Here is a 17,801-nt window from a genome sequence, read left to right on the forward strand (position 1 = left end):
CACTTATAAATATACTTTGAATGAATTGTAAGTTTGATGTTGGGTTAGCTGATTTTTTAACAATTTTATTGGCTGTGCTAAACTGTTAATTTGGTTTTTAAGGCTTTTATCAGAATTAGTATTGAGCTGATAAATTTTAGTAAAAAATCTTTAAATGAATATAAAAAAAGGATGTATCAAGTATTTTAAGAATTAAACTAAATAACATGTAGTCAATTTCTTATGATGTAATGTTTAATAGAGAAGATGTGTTTTGTCTTTTTGAAAACCTTACAACTATTTTAATTTTTTTTTCAACATTTTTATAAAGCTTAATGTTTGTTAAATTTGAGTTTTTGGGTGATTTTTCTTCGCAAACAGGAGAGTTTGTGTCGTTAATGATTGTCTTTTTTTAGTTGAATGGGCTAGTTCAATTTTTTGAGCTTGGTTTGTTTTTTGTCTAAATTGTTAAAAATATAATAATTAGATCTGATAAAGAGGGGGTTACTTGATTGGTTTTTAATAGGATTTTTAATTATAATAAGTAATTTGTTTTTTTCTTACAATTTGAGTTTTGTGTCATTAAACAGCCTATTTTTTGAGATTGATATTTTTTGTATTACTCAATTTCATTTAAAAAAGTAGCTATGCTATTAATTGGATGGAAAATTTTGCCTTTTACGGAGGCTAAAGGGAGTTTAAGGGTGTCTGTTCTGTAACCTTTTTTTTCGAGTAATTTCCAAGTATATTTATAAAATCGTTCTCGTAAATCAATATCAATTTCTCGATATTTAATGTGTTTGTTATTGAGTTGCTTTTTTAAATTGTCACATTTGCTGCAGGAGCTATTTGTAAAAACAACAATTTCTTGTTTCATTAATTCGGCAACATCTGCTTCGCTTTCCTCTTTTCCTTTTAGTTGAATGTTTTCAAGTGTTTTGTTAGCTACAAAAGTATAGGTATATCTTGAAGGAACATCAACTAGTGGAATTAATGTAATTAAAAGTGTTTTGGAATTGGGAGGCAGTTGTTTAATAACGGGTCTATCTCCGCTTCTGCGATAGCCATTAGCATGTACTTTAAAAAACACACTTCTTGGTTTATTGGTAGTGTTCTTTGCAAAAATTAATGTGCGTTTTTTTCCGACTTCTTCAATAATATTAACTCCATTTTTTTGGCTGTACGTGTTTAAAAAGAATAGGATTGAAATGGTTAAAAATAGGTTTTTAATCATAGTTTATATATTTGATTATCAATAAATTTACTATTTTTAAAACTGTTATTGAAATTGCTTTTAATTATTTTTTTATCATAGTTTCTTAGTAATGATCACGATTAGGCTTTGATTAGGTTTATTAGTAACTTTACTTTTTAAATTTATTTATGGAATTAAAGTTGAGTCGCCCCATTTGTTTTTTTGATTTAGAAACTACGGGTGTTAATATATCTAAAGATAGAATTGTAGAAATATCAATTCTTAAAGTTTTCCCTAACGGAAATAAAGAAAGTAAAACCTGGTTAGTGAATCCAGAAATGCCAATACCGACGGAAACTACGGCTGTTCATGGTGTGACTAATGAAAAAGTAGCAAACGAGCCTACTTTTAAGCAACTAGCAAAAGTAATAAGTGATATGATTAAGGGTTGTGATTTAGGGGGGTATAATTCAAATAAATTTGATATTCCACTATTAGCAGAAGAAATGCTTAGAGCTGATATGGATTTTGATATGTCAAATAACGTGGCTGTTGATGTGCAAAATATTTTTCATAAAATGGAACAGCGTACACTTGTTGCTGCGTATAAATTTTATTGTGATAAGGATTTAACAAATGCGCATAGCGCCGAAGCCGATACTACGGCAACCTATGAGGTACTTTGTTCTCAATTAGATAAATATCCAGATTTGGAAAATGATATGGAGTTTTTATCTGAATTTAGTACACGAAGAAAAACAGCAGATTTTGCTGGTTTTATAGCCTTTAATGAAAAAGAACAAGAGGTGTTTACCTTTGGAAAGCATAAAGGGAAATTAGTTGAGGAAGTGTTGGATAAAGAGCCTGGTTATTTTGGATGGATCCAAAATGCAGATTTTCCATTGTATACAAAAAAGATTTTAACAGCCATTCGTTTACGTAAGTTTAATGCTTAATTGTTTATGAAAATAATTTGTATAGGTCGTAATTATGCGGCACATATTGAGGAGTTGAAAAATGAAAAGCCAAGTGATCCTGTAGTTTTTTTAAAGCCAGATACTTCGGTATTGTTAAAAAAACAACCATTTTTTATGCCCGATTTTAGTAATGATGTGCATCATGAAATCGAATTTATAATTAAAATAAATAGAATAGGAAAGCATATAAATCCAAAGTTTGCACATAAATATTATGATGAGGTTAGTGTTGGAATAGATTTTACGGCACGAGATGTTCAAAATGAACTTAGAGCTAAAGGTTTACCATGGGAATGTTCCAAAGCTTTTGATGGGGCTACAGTGCTTGGTAAATGGGTTTCGAAATCAAAATTCCCGGATATATCGAATGTAAATTTTAAACTTTACAAAAACGATGTAGTTGTTCAGGATGGATTTACTAAATTAATGTTATATTCGGTGGATGAGTTGATTGCCTATGTTTCAAAATATTTTACATTAAAAATAGGAGATATAATTTTCACAGGAACCCCAGCAGGGGTTAGTCCGGTGGCAGTAAATGATCAATTAAAGGGTTATTTGGAAGAAGAAGAAATGTTTCACATAAAAGTTAAATAGATGAGTATATCGTATGACCTGGAAAAGGTTAAAGAATTGGCAGGTGGGGATGAAAGTTTTGTGGAAATTTTATTGCAAACTTTTTTAGAGGAGATACCAGAGGATTTAAAAAATATGTCCGATGCTGTGGCTGTTAATGATGCTAAAGTAGCTTATCAATATGCGCATAAAATGAAACCTAATTTTCAATTGTTTGGCATTGATGTTATTGATCATATAAAACGTATTGAATCTTGGGCTAATGAAGAAATAACTTTTGATGAAGCTAAGGTGGCATTACTTGTTGTGGAAGAAAAAGCCGAAAAAGCGATTGTTTCGCTTAGGGAATTACTTAATAAGTAACATCAAATGCTAGCAGAAATTATAACGATTGGTGATGAAATACTCATTGGTCAAATTGTGGATACCAATTCCGTTTTTATTGCGACTGAACTCAATAAAATAGGAGTAGATGTACATCAGATTAGTTCCATACGGGATGATCGTGAGCATATTTTAAAAGCACTCGCCGAAGCACAATCACGAGTAGATTTAGTTTTGGTTACCGGAGGATTAGGCCCAACTAAGGATGATATTACAAAACATACTTTTTGTGAGTTTTTTAATGATACTTTAATTGAAAATAAAGATGTTCTTGAGCATGTTAAAGGTTTATTTGATAAGTATATTAAATCTCCGATTTCGGAAGTAAATAAAAAGCAAGCCTTGGTTCCAAGTAAAGCAGAAGTGCTTACTAATGAATTTGGAACAGCTCCTGGAATGTGGTTGGTTGATAAAAATACTGTTTTTGTATCCATGCCGGGAGTACCTTTTGAAATGAAGGCGATCGTAAAAGATCAATTGATACCCCGTTTGCAAGAACGATTTAATCGTCCTTACATACTCCATAAAACAATATTAACTTATGGTATGGGGGAGAGTAGGGTTGCGGAACGGATAGAAGATTTTGAAAATAACCTACCTACTTATATTAAATTGGCTTATTTGCCAAGCTTAGGTCGTGTACGATTACGTTTAAGTGCCCGTGGAGACAATGAGAAACAATTGAAACTAGGAATAGCTAAAGCTGTTGAGCAATTAAAAGATTTAATTGGAGATATTATCGTTGGTTTTGATGAGAATGAAAGTTTAGAACATGTTATAGCTAATTTGCTTACTACTCATAATTTTACATTAGCTTTGGCAGAAAGTTGTACGGGAGGTAAGATCGCTAGAGGTTTTACTAAAATAGGAGGAGCTTCAGCGTATTTTAAAGGAGGTTTAGTGCCTTATGATACGGCTTTAAAAACAACTATTTTAGGTGTACCCAAAGCTTTAATTGAAGCGCATTCGGTAGTGAGTACCCAAGTGGCAGCATCAATGGCCGAGCAATCGTTAAAACTGTTTCAATCAGATTTTGCGATAGCTACCACAGGTAATGCTGGGCCAACCAAAGGAGATAGTGATGCCGAAGTGGGGACAGTTTGTATTGCAATTGCCTCGCCGAAAGGCGTAGTTTCTGAACAATTTGTGTTTAGTAACCACCGAGAGCGTACCATAGGTAAGGCAGTTAATAAGTCATTAGAGTTACTTCAGGAGCAAATTTTAGCAGTTTTAGGTACTGCAGAATAGTGCTGTTTTTTAAGTAATGTTATCTAAAAAGTAATTAAATAAAAAAAAACTAATTTATTTTAAAAAACAGTTTGTTTGAAAGGTAAAAAATTCGTTAATTTGCACCCTGTTTTGAAATAATACAAAAGATACAACCATGTCAAGAGTTTGTGAGCTTACCGGAAAGAAAGCAATGGTGGGAAACAATGTTTCTCACGCAATGAATAAAACTAAACGTAGATTTAATGCAAATTTAATCAAAAAGCGTTTCTTTATTCCTGAAGAGAATAGTTGGGTAACACTTAAGGTGTCAACTGCAGCGTTAAAAACAATTAACAAGATCGGAATCTCGGCTGCTATTAAGGAGTCTGTAGAGAAAGGTATTTATAAAAAATAATTCCTTAATAGGGTTAAATAAAGCACCATGGCAAAAAAAGGAAACAGAATTCAAGTAATTTTGGAATGTACGGAGCATAAAGCAACCGGGCAACCAGGAACGTCAAGATATATAACAACAAAGAACAAAAAAAATACGCCAGATAGAATTGAAATCAAAAAATTCAATCCTATTTTAAAGCGCATGACTGTTCATAAAGAGATTAAATAATTAAGTTATGGCAAAGAAATCAGTAGCAACATTACAGACAGGTTCAAAGAGATTAACTAAAGCCATCAAAATGGTGAAATCTCCTAAGTCAGGATCATATACTTTTGTAGAATCTATCATGGCGCCAGACGCAACGAAAGATTTTTTCAACAAGAAATAGTATTTTCAAAATAGATAAAAAGCCATTCTTCATTTGCAGAATGGCTTTTTTTGGTTATGGCTAAGTTGTTATCTTTGTTATATAACCACTCAAACTATACAGCATATAAATTATGGGGTTTTTTAAGAAAATTTTTTCAAAAGATAAAAAAGAGAGTCTTGATAAAGGACTGGAAAAATCTAAAACTAGCTTTTTTTCTAAACTAGGTAAAGCAGTAGCCGGAAAATCAAAAGTAGATGATGAGGTTTTAGATAATTTAGAAGAAGTTTTGGTGAGTAGTGATGTAGGGATTAAAACTACAGTGAAAATAATTGATCGCATTGAAGCGCGTGTAGCTAAGGATAAATATTTAGGAACTGCAGAATTGGATCAAATTCTTAGAGAAGAAATTGCAGGACTTTTATCTGAAACTAATTTAGGCGAAGCGGAAGAATTTGTTATTCCTAAGGATAAAAAACCTTATGTGTTAATGGTGGTTGGTGTAAACGGAGCAGGTAAAACAACTACTATAGGAAAGTTGGCGAACCAATTTAAAAAACAAGGTTTGAGCGTTGTTTTAGGTGCAGCAGATACGTTTAGAGCAGCTGCTATTGATCAGCTACAAGTATGGGCAGATAGAGTGGATGTGCCTATTGTAAAGCAGAGTATGGGGAGTGATCCCGCATCGGTAGCTTTTGATTCGTTAAAATCGGGTGTAGCACAAAATGCTGATGTAATTATTATTGATACAGCAGGACGTCTGCATAACAAGATTAATTTGATGAATGAGCTTACGAAAGTAAAAAATGTAATGAAAAAAGTAATTCCCGATGCTCCACATGATGTTTTGTTAGTTTTAGATGGTTCCACAGGGCAGAATGCTTTTGAACAAGCGAAGCAGTTTACAGCAGCTACCGAGGTGAGTAGTCTGGCAATTACAAAACTGGATGGTACCGCTAAAGGTGGTGTGGTGATCGGAATTAGTGATCAATTCCAAATTCCCGTAAAATATATTGGAGTAGGTGAAGGGATTGATGATCTACAGGTATTTAATAAATTTGAATTCGTAGATTCATTTTTTAAATAGGAGAAGAAATATTGATAAGAGTTCCGCTTGGATCTTTTATGAAGCATATAGAAAGAATGGATCATAAAAAAAAAGACCATAACTTTTATAAGTTTGGTCTTTTTTTTTCTATGATTGTGATGTGTCGCTTCTTAGAATTTATCAGTAATTACAGATCCTTCATTGGATGTAGTACCATCTTTTGTAGCTTCACCAGGGGCGGTATGGTTTTCAATGGTCCAAGTTTTAAATCCTCGGATGTATTGATAATCATAATTCATGTATTTGTGAGTAACCCCCCATTGTAGAATTTCTACGGGTCCTTTTTCACTATCTAAGGTTCTGTTTAATCCAATAGCATGTGGCGCACCTTTAATAACAGATTTAATATCAAAGTTAATTCCATCGGGTGACCATTGTACGGTGTTTTTTTCAGGGCCATCGGTAGTGATTAATGCGGCAACACCATTGTTATATGGCCATACGCAAATTTCATGTCCACTATTTGAAATGGGATTATATTCAGATTTAATATAAGGTCCTTTTGGATTATCGGCAATGGCTACGCCATGGCGAATTTGACGTCCACCAAATGTAATTTCTTCACCCATTTGTTCTCCTTTGTAGTATAAGTAAAACTTCCCATTAAATGGAATAATACAAGGGTCGTGTACCTTATGGCTGTCAAAATCACCTTTTTTCTCTACTCTAAATCTATTTTGTTCTGTTCCTTCCCAAACTCCATTGTCGGCAGGACTTAAAATAGGCTCTTCACTTTTAGTCCACGGTCCATTAGGTGAATTGGACCAAGCTAAACCAATTTGATTTTTTACACGAACCGTGTAAGGTGATTTTACGGTTTGGTAACTTAAGTAGTAAACCCCTTCGTGTACCATAATTTCAACAGTAAAAACAGATCGGTCATCATAAGCTCCTTTAGGACCTCTTTCAACCGCAGGACCTTGTTCTTTCCATGTAATACCATCTTCCGAAGTAGCGTACCAAATATCACAACGATCCCAAGGAAATACTTTATCATTTTCGATATCACCACCAAATCCTTGGCTAGGACCAGTACTACGGGTGTACCATACATAATATAATCCGTCAACCTTTATTAAGGCACTAGGATCTCTTCGAACAACACCTTCCTCGTAAGCAAGGTCTCCTTTTAAATCATAAACTTCATATTCAAAAAACCAATCTTTACCAAGGTCTCTTGGCCATTTTAAAGCTCGCTTAGTAGCAGCACTTAACTTATCTGGATTGGTAATCCCAAATTTGTCAATTATTTCATCCGTTAATTGATATTCTTCTCTAAGATTAGTCTCTTTTTGTGTGCTCATTTTCTTTACTTTACTTATTATCACGCCACATAAGTAGCTATAGCAATATTAGCAAAAATTTTAATTTTGGTCTAAGATTTTGATTAATTAACTTTTATTAATATTTCGTTAGATTTAAGTGTATTTGACGTAGCGTTGATTGTAGCTTCGGTGATAGTTTCGGTGGATTGTACAATTAGTAAAGCTCTTCCTTTACTTGTTGTGAGGCTGTTGGAATTAAAATCTTGGTTGTTTTGTTTGTCACCATTATCAACACCTAAAACACGAAGTGATGCAGGTACATTAAATGTGATTTTTTGTTCTTCAGTTTTAACAGGATTACCATCCTTATCTACTAATTGAGCTACAATGTGCGATACATCGTAGTTGTTGTTAGTAAGCTGTGAATTGTCAACGCTTAATTTAATTTTAGTAGGCGCTCCAGCGGTAGTTATATTTTCTGTGATTGTTTTTCCATCTTTTATCCCGACTAATTTAATAGTACCAGCATTAAATGGAACGGCCCATTTGTATATGTGGTCATCATTGTCTATTAAGAATTTTTTACCAAATGATTTTCCGTTTAAAAATAGTTCTATTTCGGTACAGTTAGAATAAGATTCAACGGCAATCATTTTTCCATTTTCGTAATTCCAATGTCTATTAATAGGGTGCCATTGCCACAAAGCATGTTTCCAAGCTTCGGGGTCTTTTGCAATGATTTTACCTTTGTTGTCTAATTTGTATAAGGATTTTTCAATGTGTTGTGTAGTCACAAACATATTTGGCTTATTGTTCCATAAAGAGCGCATCATACCAAACGAGCCACCTTCAAAACCTGCAATGTCTAATAAGCCCGAAGGTTGTACTACAGTAGGCCAAGGTTCTCTAATTTCACCTTGATAATCTATTCCAGTCCATAGGAAAGTACCCGAAATATGAGGGCGTTCCATTATGGATTTCCATTCATGCCATTGTGCTAAGTTTTCGGTACCCATAATTGGTTTGTTAGGGTAGTTTTTATGACCATAATCATACAATACCCTTCGGTAACTGTAACCTACAACATCAAGGGCATCAGCATAACCCGACAAATGACTTGCCGAGGGTAGGATGCAGTTCGCCGTTACTGGACGTGTTTTGTCCAATTCTTTTGTCCATTTAGATAATTTTTGGGCAGTAGTGGCAATATCATACTTTCCTTTAGGAAGTGTTTCTAATTGTTTTTTAATTTCTTCGGGAGCGTAAGGAGGTTCGGACCAAAAATAATTTCCATCCCAATTCATGTTATTAAAAAATCCAGTCGCAGCAGCATTTCTAGGGTAGGTCCATTCGATTTCATTCCCAATACTCCATTGGAAAATCGATGGATGATTGCGATGACTTAGAATAGTGTTTTTTAAATCCTTTTCAGCCCATTCTTGAAAAAAGCGTGGATAGCCTTCCGTTTCTGGGAGTGCTTTCTTTTCTTTTTGATTAAAACGTTTGTCTTTAGGATAATCCCATTCATCAAAAAATTCATCTTGTACCAAAAATCCCATTTCGTCACATAAGTCTAAAAATTCGTTAGAGGCTGGATTATGCGAAATTCGAATGGCATTTACGCCTCCTTCCTTTAATTTTAAAAGCCTGCGTTTCCAAACTCCTTTGGGTACAGCCGCTCCCACAAGACCACCATCATGGTGCAGACAGACTCCTTTTATTTTGTGGTTTTCTCCGTTAAGGAAAAATCCAGTATTTGAGTCAAAACGAATACTTCTTACTCCAAAACTAGATTGATCACGGTCTATTATTTTGTCATTTTGAGTAATTGTGGTTTCAATTTTGTACAAGTTGGGATGCTTAATATCCCATAATTTAGGAGACGTAATGTTTAAAATATGAGTGGCTTCAATAGTTGTATTAGTTTCAACTGTTTGTTCGCTTGCGCTAGAAGTTATAATATTGTCCGTAGTAGGGTCAATGATTACTGTTTTGAGTGTAAAATTTTGAGTTGCTTGAGTGTTGTTTTTAAGTGTTGTTTTAATAGAAACGTCAGCACTCTCTTTACTTACTTTAGGTGTTGTAATAAAAGTTCCCCAAACAGGAATATGTAATTTATTCGTAGTTATTAAGGAAACATTACGGTAAATACCTGCTCCAGAATACCAACGACTATCGGCATAAGTGCGATGATCAACTTTAACAGCTAGGATATTTTGAGTAGCATCGGTTTTTAATTTGTTCGATATATCAAAATAAAATGGAGAATACCCATAGGGATGAATGCCTAATGATTTTCCATTTAAAAAAACTTCAGAATTATTATACACTCCATCAAATAAAATGTACACTTTTTTATCTTTTGAAGGAGAAGCAAATGATTTTCGGTACCAACCAATGCCTTCCCCTTTTCGATAGCCCGATCCCATGTATAATTGATTGGATGCGTTTGTAGTATCAATGGATTCTTCAATAACCCAATCATGAGGTAATAGCACGGCATTCCATTTGGAGTCGTCAAAGTTTTCGCTACTTGCATCTGTAGTGCCTTTGTCTAAATAAAATTTCCAACCAAAATTAAAATCAGTGATTTTTGGAGTAACTGTGTCTTGGGACTTTGGTTGGTTGCACGATATAAAAAAAAGTGCCAGTGATGAAATAAGGAAAAATAGCTTCATTTTCGTTCAATATTCTATGAGTGAAATTTTATTAATTATATCGTTGTAGTAGTTGTTTGCTATGAAATCATACCTGATCAAAAGTACTTATTTTACCAGTGAAAAGCTATCTCCCTATTTGTAAATCTACATATGTGGTACATTATAGCACAAATAGATTGGCTTTAGGTATAAATGGGTAAAAGTGATAATTTTTTACTATGGTTTTGTTTTGTTATAAGAGTTGCTCTTTTAAATTTTTTACGGTTTCAACAGGATTGCTAGCTCCAAAAATATAGCTCCCCGCGACCAATACGTTTGCACCAGCATCAATAAGTTGATTGGCATTTTTATTGGAAACACCTCCGTCGATTTCAATAAGTAAATCGGTTTGTTGTTCGGTTGCCATTTGACGTAATGCTGTAATTTTTGAATAGGTGTTTTCAATAAACGATTGTCCACCAAAACCAGGATTTACACTCATTAAACAAACCAGATCAGTTTCGGTAAGTACGTTTTTTAATAATTCAATATTAGTGTGCGGATTAAGGGCAATTCCTGCTTTTACTCCATATGATTTAATTAATTGAAGTGTACGGTGTAAATGCGTACAAGCTTCGTAATGCACGGTAATGATTTCGGCGCCTAATTCAACAAAAGTTTTAATATAACGATCGGGATCAACAATCATTAAATGTACATCTAATGGTTTAGTGGCGTGTTTTTGAATAGCTTTTAAAACAGGCATTCCAAATGAAATATTAGGTACAAAAACACCATCCATAATATCAATATGAAACCAATCGGCTTGACTGTTATTAATCATTTCAATATCGCGTTGTAAGTTTGCAAAGTCAGCTGCAAGTACGGAAGGTGCAATTTTTGTAATTCCCATAGTTTTTATAGTTAATAGCGTTGGTTTAAGTTAAATTAAGAAAGAATATAGTGTTTTGTACTATATTTTTAATTTTATAGTTGATCAATACGCCAGACTTTCAAAAGTATTAAATTCTTCGCTTAAGCGAAAAAAAAGACTGTCTACAATTGCAGACAGTCTAATTAAATATAAATTTTTAAGGAATTTATCCTAAATAAGTTTTCAAAATTTTACTTCTTGAAGTGTGCTTTAAGCGACGAATTGCTTTTTCCTTAATTTGACGAACACGCTCACGAGTAAGGTCAAAAGTTTCTCCAATTTCCTCTAATGTCATTGGGTGTTGATTTCCAAGGCCGAAATATAAACGAATCACATCAGCTTCACGTGGAGTTAATGTTTCCAAAGCACGTTCAATTTCCGTGCGTAATGATTCGTGCATTAATTCACGGTCAGGATTTGGTGATTCTCCAGAACGTAAAACATCGTATAGGTTAGAATCCTCACCTTCAACTAAAGGAGCATCCATGGATACGTGACGACCAGAGTTTTTCATAGACTCTTTTACATCACTAATAGTCATATCTAGCTCGTTTGCAATTTCCTCAGCACTTGGAGGGCGTTCATGAGACTGCTCTAAAAAAGCATATGTTTTATTGATCTTGTTAATAGAACCAATTTTGTTCAATGGTAAACGTACAATACGTGATTGTTCTGCTAAGGCTTGCAAAATAGATTGACGAATCCACCATACAGCATAAGAGATAAATTTAAAACCACGAGTTTCATCAAAACGTTTAGCAGCTTTAATAAGTCCAAGATTACCTTCGTTAATTAAATCAGGTAACGTAAGTCCTTGATTTTGATATTGCTTGGCAACCGATACTACGAAACGTAAGTTAGCTTTAGTCAACTTGTCCAAAGCACGTTCATCACCTGCTTTAATTCGTTGTGCTAATTCCACTTCTTCATCAGCAGTAATTAGATCTACCTTTCCAATTTCTTGTAAATACTTATCTAATGATGCTGTTTCTCTATTGGTAACCTGCTTGGTAATCTTTAGTTGTCTCATCTACGCACTTGTGTTTAAATGGTTATGTACAGTCTATTACGTAAATTGAGAGATTAATGTTACAAAAAAATTAAATTTTTTTTAAGTTTTTGATAATCTTAGTAGTTAGTAGCTGTTTTATGTTGGTTTATGGAATTAGATTTGAGATAATTAGGTAGTGATATATAGTTTTTTCTATAAAGTAATATTCCGCTTGAACGCACAACCTAAATCAACTATAGAATCAGTTTTTTGAATTCCTTTTATATGATCTAATTTATTGTATAAAATTTCGCGCATGTGCTCATGAGATTTTGCATTGATGCGTACAAAAAGTGTAAAAGATCCCGTCACAAAGTAACATTCAGTTATTTCAGGAATTTCCTTTAGTTTTTTTATAATCTTTTCACTGTCATGATCTTTTTTTAGGGTAAGCCCTGTAAACGCCCCCCAATCATAACCCGCCTTTTTTTCATTAATTATAGGGCCAATGCCTGTCAATATCCCGTTTTCGATCATTTTATTGACACGTTGGTTGACCATTGTGTTAGAAATATCTAGTTTTTGAGCAATTGCAGAGTAGGCTTTTCTTCCGTCCAACTCTAATTCTTTTATGATGCTTCTGTCGTAGTTGTCAAGTTCAAAATTTTCCATGCTGAAAACTAAGAATTTTAAAATTAGCGATGAAATTTTTTTCAAATTAATATAAATTTAATTAATTGTTAAATTTACTTTTTCAAGTGTCTTAAAAATTATTTTAAATCATAAATTGCTTAATAAATTTAAAATTTAACTTTTAAGGTATTTTTATGATTAAAATTAACTTTTTATTAGGATTGTTGTTATTGTCCACATTTGGAATGCTTGGCCAAATTGAAGTTACAGGGTCGGTTACAGACAATATAGGGAATTTTCTTCCCAATGCTGATATTATAGAAAAAGGAACAACCAATGGTACGACAACTGATTTTAATGGGAACTTTAAGTTGGAAGTTAATAAAGGAGCTACAATTGTAATTAGTTATGTTGGATTTGAATCACAAGAAATCGAAATAACAACACAAACTTCTTTTCAAATAACACTGAATCCAGATAATTCACTAAAAGAAATTGTTTTAGTGGGGAGTAGGAGTCCCAAGCGTACTGTGGTTGATAGTCCTGTTGCCGTTGATATTATTGATATAGCCGAGGTGACTTCTAAAACTGGGAAAGTTGAAATTACGGAATTATTGCAATTTGCAGCGCCTTCCTTTAATGCTCAAAAGCAATCTGGAGCAGATGGTGCAGATCATATAACACCAGCAACACTAAGGGGGTTAGGACCAGATCAAACATTGGTCTTAATTAATGGTAAACGTAGGCATCAATCTTCATTAGTTAATTTATTTGGAACCCGAGGTCGGGGTAACACGGGGACAGATTTAAACGCTATTCCTGCTTCTTCAATAAAAAGAATTGAAGTTTTACGAGATGGGGCATCTGCTCAATATGGATCTGATGCTATTGCTGGGGTAATTAATATTGTATTAAAAACAAGTGTAAATAAGTTAACAGGCGAAGTTTTTTATGGAGCTAGTGATGTAAATGATAACGGAGGCTTTGGTATACCAGCTAAAGAAGGATTAGATGGAAATACGTATAAAGCAACAGCAAACTATGGGGTAGCTTTAAATGAAAAAGGAGGCTATGTTAATGTAACTGGTGAGTTTTTAAAAAAGGAAAAAACATTTAGACCTGGTGCCGATTTTAGATCAAAATTTGGAGAAGCAAGTATTGATGCTTTTCATGGTTTTTTTAATTCGGAAATTCCCATAAATGACCTGTCAACATTTTATGCTTTTGGAGGAGCAAGTATAAAAGATACAGATGCTTTTGCGTTTGATCGAGGTGCTAATGATAATAGAAATGTAACAACAATTTATCCAAATGGATTTACACCTCGAATTAGTTCTATAATTAGAGATCGTTCTATATCTGCAGGAATTAAGTCTAAATTTAGAGACTGGGATGTAGATTTTAATACTACTTATGGTATTAATGAGTTTCATTATTTTATCAAAGGAAGTTTAAATGCGTCATTATTGGAAGCTTCACCAACAGAATTTGATGCGGGAGGACATAGTTTAAGTCAAAATACAACAGGAATAGATTTGACCAGAAATTTTGATGTATTATCTGGGCTTAATATTGCCTTTGGCGGTGAATATAGAATTGAAAACTTTAACATTTTTACAGGCGAAGAGGCATCATACACCCAATATGATTTAAAAGGGGTTCCTTTATCATCTGCCACCCCAGTTGAAGATAGACCAACCGCAGCACAAAGTAGACCAGGCGGTTCGCAAGGTTTTCCGGGTTATAGCCCAGCAAATGAAGTAGATCAATTTAGAACAAATCTTTCTGCTTATATTGATGGAGAACTTGATGTAAATGACAATTTTTTAATTGCTTTGGCAGGAAGGTTTGAACATTACAGTGATTTTGGGTCAACATTTACCGGAAAATTATCTTCAAGATTAAAGCTAATTCCAAATTTAAATATGCGAGGCTCTTTAAGTACTGGTTTTAGAGCACCTTCGTTAGTTCAATTATTTTATAATTTAAAGTTTAGTGATTTTGAAGCAGGCGAGTTAACCGAAACACTACTTTCTCAAAATGCTAGTCCTGTAACCCAATCATTTGGAATTGGTAAATTAAAGGAGGAAAAAGCTAAAAGTGCCAGTGTTGGTTTTAGTTATTCTGGAAATGGTTTTTCTGCTTCTATAGATGGTTACTACACTAAAGTAGATGATCGTATTGTATTAACAGGTAGTTTTAATGAGTCCAGTGGGTTAAATCCGAATTTAGGAGTAGCTGCAGCACGCTTTTTTGCAAATGGGGTGGATACCGAAGTCTTAGGTTTGGATTTCGTATTTACCTATACTACCCGCTTTGATGAACATAAATTAGGGGCTAACCTTATAGGGAATTTAAACAAGCTTAACATAACAGAAATTAATACCGGTGATATATCTGAAGCGAATATTGATACATTTTTTGGTGAAGGGGAGCAAGCATTTTTAAAATTTTCGTCTCCAGAATATAAAATTAGCTTAGGTGTTGATTACGCATACTCTAAATACAGTGCCAATATAGTAACCACATTTTTTGGTAATGTAGGACCTTTTGTAAGTAATGATGATTCAAGCTTAAAAAATACTTACGGCAGTACATCAACTACAGATATAAGTGTTGCTTATAGCATTACAGACAATATAAAGATTACTATAGGATCTAATAATGTGTTTAATCAATATCCAGATGAACAAGATCCCAATGGAACCGAAAGCTTTGGAATTTATGATGCCGTGCAACAAGGATTCGGTGGCGCATTTTACTATACACGTTTAAGTTATAGTTTTTAGTTTTTTTTAGTAAAAAAATATAAAGAAGGCAATTCTGTATTTGTAAATTGGAATAGTCAAACTCGTTTTAAATACCATAAACAAATGAATTTAGAAAAAACGTTTATAGACCAAGAGGAAATGTATGGTGCACATAACTATCATCCACTTCCAGTGGTGCTCAAAAAAGGAGAAGGAGTTTATGTTTATGATGTTGATGATAAAAGATATTATGATTTTCTTTCTGCTTATTCTGCAGTAAATCAGGGGCATTGTCATCCTAAAATAATAGAAGCACTTACTAGTCAGGCGAATAAGTTAACCTTAACTTCTCGAGCTTTTTTTAATGATCAACTAGGGCCTTTTGAGGAGTTTATATCAAAAATGTTTGGTTATGATAAAGTCTTATTAATGAATTCCGGAGCCGAAGCAGTCGAAACTGCTATGAAGCTGGCGAGGAAATGGGGGTATCAGAAAAAAGGAGTAGCGCAAAATAAGGCAACATTAGTATTTGTAACCGGTAATTTTCACGGGAGAACATTGTCAATTATTTCTGCTTCGCAGGATCCAGTAAGTAAAAATGGTTTTGGACCTTATATGGAAGGGATTAGCATAGTTCCCTACAATGATATTGAGGCTTTGGAAGTCTGTTTGAGTACAAATAAAAATATAGTGGGATTTATAGTGGAACCTATCCAAGGAGAAGCAGGTGTGATTTTACCAGATGCTACTTATTTAAAAAGAGTAAGAGCACTTTGTACGGAGTATAATGTATTGTATATAGCAGATGAAATTCAAACAGGAATAGCAAGAACAGGAAACTTGTTGGCTTCATGTGGTGATTGCAAATGTACCGATAGGTGTAATCTTACAAAAGAAATTAAACCAGATATTGTAATTTTAGGAAAAGCCTTGTCAGGTGGAGTGTATCCAGTTTCGGCAGTTTTAGCAAATAATGAAGTAATGCTTTGTATACAACCTGGGGAACACGGTTCCACATACGGAGGGAATCCTTTAGCTTGTGTAGTTTCAAGAGCTGCTTTGGATGTGATTATTGAAGAAAAACTGACAATACAAGCAAAAGAAAAAGGAGCTTATTTACGTGATAAATTAGAGATGTTAAAAGATAAATACCCGTTAATTATTTCGGTAAGAGGTAAAGGCTTGTTAAATGCTATTGAAATAGATTCTTCGGAGCAGTCAGAATTGGCTTGGCAAATCTGTTTAGAATTTCGAGACAATGGTTTATTGGCCAAGCCGACTCACGGGAATAAAATTCGATTGGCACCTCCATTGATTATTACATACGATCAAATAGATGAGTGTGTGTGTATTATTAATAAATCATTACAAAAATTTTCTTGTCATGAATAAGGGAAATAGCATGGTACAGGATAAAGTAAACACAGAAGGAACAAAGGTTTTTTCTCAACGGCCTGCATTAACTTCTAACGTAATGATGGTGCGACCTGCTAATTTTGGATTTAATGATGAAACAGCTGAAAATAATGCATTTCAGATAAATAATACCGAGATTTCCACAGCAGAAATAGCTGCAAAAGCGGTTCAGGAATTTGATCGTTTTGTAACTATGCTCAAAAAGAATGATGTAAATGTAGAAGTAATTCAGGATCCACAATTTCCTGTAAATCCAGATGCTGTATTTCCTAACAATTGGATAAGCTTTCATCATCCCGATTTTGTGGTTACTTATCCAATGTTTGCATTAAAACGAAGAAATGAACGGAGAAAAGAAATTATTGATGATTTAAAATTAGCATATAGCATAAAGGCGCAATTTGAATTTGAACATTTCGAGAAAGAAAAAATGTTTCTAGAAGGAACAGGAAGTATTGTTTTTGATCGCACTCATAAAATAGCCTATGCTTGTAAATCTATTCGAACAAATGAATATCTATTCAATAAATTTTGTGAAGATTTACATTTTACTCCCATACTTTTTGATGCAGTAGATAAAAAAGGACAGCCAATTTATCATACAAATGTGATGATGACTGTTGGAGTAGATTTTGTAATCATTTGCATGGAAAGTATTGCTTCTGTTGTTGACCGTAAAAAGCTAGAAGCATTATTTAAAGAAACAGGAAAAGCCATAATACCCATATCCATTCCGCAAATGGAACAGTTTGCGGGAAATATGATACAGCTTAAAAATAAAAATGAAGAATCTTTATTGGTTATGTCTTCTAAAGCATTTAATTCATTGACCCAAGTGCAACTAATTGAAATGGAAAATTATGCTAAAATTATACATGCTGATCTGGATGTAATTGAAACTTATGGAGGAGGAGGAGCGCGTTGTATGATCGCTGAAATTTTTTTAAAACCCTTACATGGGAAATAGACAATTTATACTAA

At 33.6% G+C, this 17,801-nt stretch carries 17 protein-coding genes; 11 read left to right on the plus strand and 6 right to left on the minus strand.

The genetic code is table 11. The features are described 5' to 3' along the window. Positions 1–598: 598 nt before the first annotated feature. A complete protein-coding gene (locus tag KQA_RS0201915; RefSeq protein ID WP_010177509.1) occupies positions 599–1,213 on the minus strand; it encodes a glutaredoxin family protein in 615 nt (204 codons plus the stop codon). 149 nt (positions 1,214–1,362) lie between these two features. Between KQA_RS0201915 and KQA_RS0201920 the strand changes: the two genes are divergently transcribed. The 8 genes from KQA_RS0201920 (at position 1,363) to ftsY (ending at position 6,171) form a co-directional block, all read left to right on the plus strand. After that, positions 1,363–2,130 (plus strand): 3'-5' exonuclease, encoded by a 768-nt coding sequence (locus KQA_RS0201920; protein WP_010177510.1) that lies wholly within the window; start codon positions 1,363–1,365, stop codon positions 2,128–2,130. 6 nt (positions 2,131–2,136) lie between these two features. Next, positions 2,137–2,748: a fumarylacetoacetate hydrolase family protein gene (locus KQA_RS0201925; RefSeq protein ID WP_010177513.1), complete on the plus strand. Its 612-nt coding sequence runs from the start codon at positions 2,137–2,139 to the stop codon at positions 2,746–2,748. Beyond that, positions 2,749–3,090 (plus strand): Hpt domain-containing protein, encoded by a 342-nt coding sequence (locus tag KQA_RS0201930; protein WP_010177515.1) that lies wholly within the window; start codon positions 2,749–2,751, stop codon positions 3,088–3,090. Between the two features lie 6 nt (positions 3,091–3,096). Then, entirely contained in the window at positions 3,097–4,359 is a 1,263-nt protein-coding gene (locus tag KQA_RS0201935; protein ID WP_010177517.1) for a competence/damage-inducible protein A, read from the plus strand. Positions 4,360–4,495: 136 nt separating this feature from the next. Next, on the plus strand, positions 4,496–4,735 hold the full coding sequence (gene rpmB, locus KQA_RS0201940; RefSeq protein WP_010177519.1) for a 50S ribosomal protein L28: 240 nt from the start codon (positions 4,496–4,498) through the stop codon (positions 4,733–4,735). Positions 4,736–4,762: 27 nt separating this feature from the next. Next, the gene (rpmG, locus tag KQA_RS0201945) at positions 4,763–4,945 is read left to right on the plus strand and encodes a 50S ribosomal protein L33 (protein WP_010177521.1); all 183 of its coding nucleotides are present in this window, start codon (positions 4,763–4,765) and stop codon (positions 4,943–4,945) included. Between the two features lie 7 nt (positions 4,946–4,952). Then, entirely contained in the window at positions 4,953–5,105 is a 153-nt protein-coding gene (locus KQA_RS19780) for a DUF4295 domain-containing protein (RefSeq protein WP_010177523.1), read from the plus strand. A 112-nt stretch (positions 5,106–5,217) separates the two neighbouring features. Beyond that, on the plus strand, positions 5,218–6,171 hold the full coding sequence (gene ftsY / locus KQA_RS0201955) for a signal recognition particle-docking protein FtsY (protein ID WP_010177525.1): 954 nt from the start codon (positions 5,218–5,220) through the stop codon (positions 6,169–6,171). Between the two features lie 131 nt (positions 6,172–6,302). Here ftsY and KQA_RS0201960 read toward each other — a convergent pair whose 3' ends face one another. The 5 genes from KQA_RS0201960 to KQA_RS0201980 all read right to left on the minus strand — a co-directional run bounded on the left by KQA_RS0201960 (position 6,303) and on the right by KQA_RS0201980 (position 12,693). Continuing rightward, positions 6,303–7,496, minus strand: a complete 1,194-nt coding sequence (locus KQA_RS0201960) for a glycoside hydrolase family 117 protein (protein ID WP_010177527.1) — start codon at positions 7,494–7,496, stop codon at positions 6,303–6,305. A gap of 83 nt (positions 7,497–7,579) precedes the next feature. Then, a complete protein-coding gene (locus KQA_RS0201965) occupies positions 7,580–10,135 on the minus strand; it encodes a sugar-binding domain-containing protein (protein WP_010177529.1) in 2,556 nt (851 codons plus the stop codon). 214 nt (positions 10,136–10,349) lie between these two features. After that, positions 10,350–11,009 (minus strand): ribulose-phosphate 3-epimerase, encoded by a 660-nt coding sequence (gene rpe / locus KQA_RS0201970; protein ID WP_010177530.1) that lies wholly within the window; start codon positions 11,007–11,009, stop codon positions 10,350–10,352. Positions 11,010–11,196: 187 nt separating this feature from the next. Further along, a complete protein-coding gene (locus tag KQA_RS0201975; protein ID WP_010177533.1) occupies positions 11,197–12,060 on the minus strand; it encodes a sigma-70 family RNA polymerase sigma factor in 864 nt (287 codons plus the stop codon). 174 nt (positions 12,061–12,234) lie between these two features. Next, positions 12,235–12,693, minus strand: a complete 459-nt coding sequence (locus tag KQA_RS0201980; protein ID WP_010177534.1) for an Lrp/AsnC family transcriptional regulator — start codon at positions 12,691–12,693, stop codon at positions 12,235–12,237. Positions 12,694–12,848: 155 nt separating this feature from the next. Between KQA_RS0201980 and KQA_RS0201985 the strand changes: the two genes are divergently transcribed. From KQA_RS0201985 to ctlX, 3 genes are all read left to right on the plus strand, one after another. Further along, positions 12,849–15,443, plus strand: coding sequence for a TonB-dependent receptor (locus tag KQA_RS0201985; RefSeq protein WP_010177537.1), 2,595 nt, complete (start codon positions 12,849–12,851; stop codon positions 15,441–15,443). Between the two features lie 84 nt (positions 15,444–15,527). After that, positions 15,528–16,796, plus strand: a complete 1,269-nt coding sequence (rocD, locus tag KQA_RS0201990; RefSeq protein WP_010177539.1) for an ornithine--oxo-acid transaminase — start codon at positions 15,528–15,530, stop codon at positions 16,794–16,796. Then, positions 16,789–17,787 (plus strand): citrulline utilization hydrolase CtlX, encoded by a 999-nt coding sequence (gene ctlX, locus KQA_RS0201995; RefSeq protein WP_010177541.1) that lies wholly within the window; start codon positions 16,789–16,791, stop codon positions 17,785–17,787. The genes rocD and ctlX overlap by 8 nt, the downstream gene beginning before the upstream one ends. Positions 17,788–17,801 lie beyond the last annotated feature (14 nt).

The sequence above is a fragment of the Aquimarina agarilytica ZC1 genome, assembly GCF_000255455.1.
Classification (GTDB): Bacteria; Bacteroidota; Bacteroidia; order Flavobacteriales; family Flavobacteriaceae; genus Aquimarina; species Aquimarina agarilytica.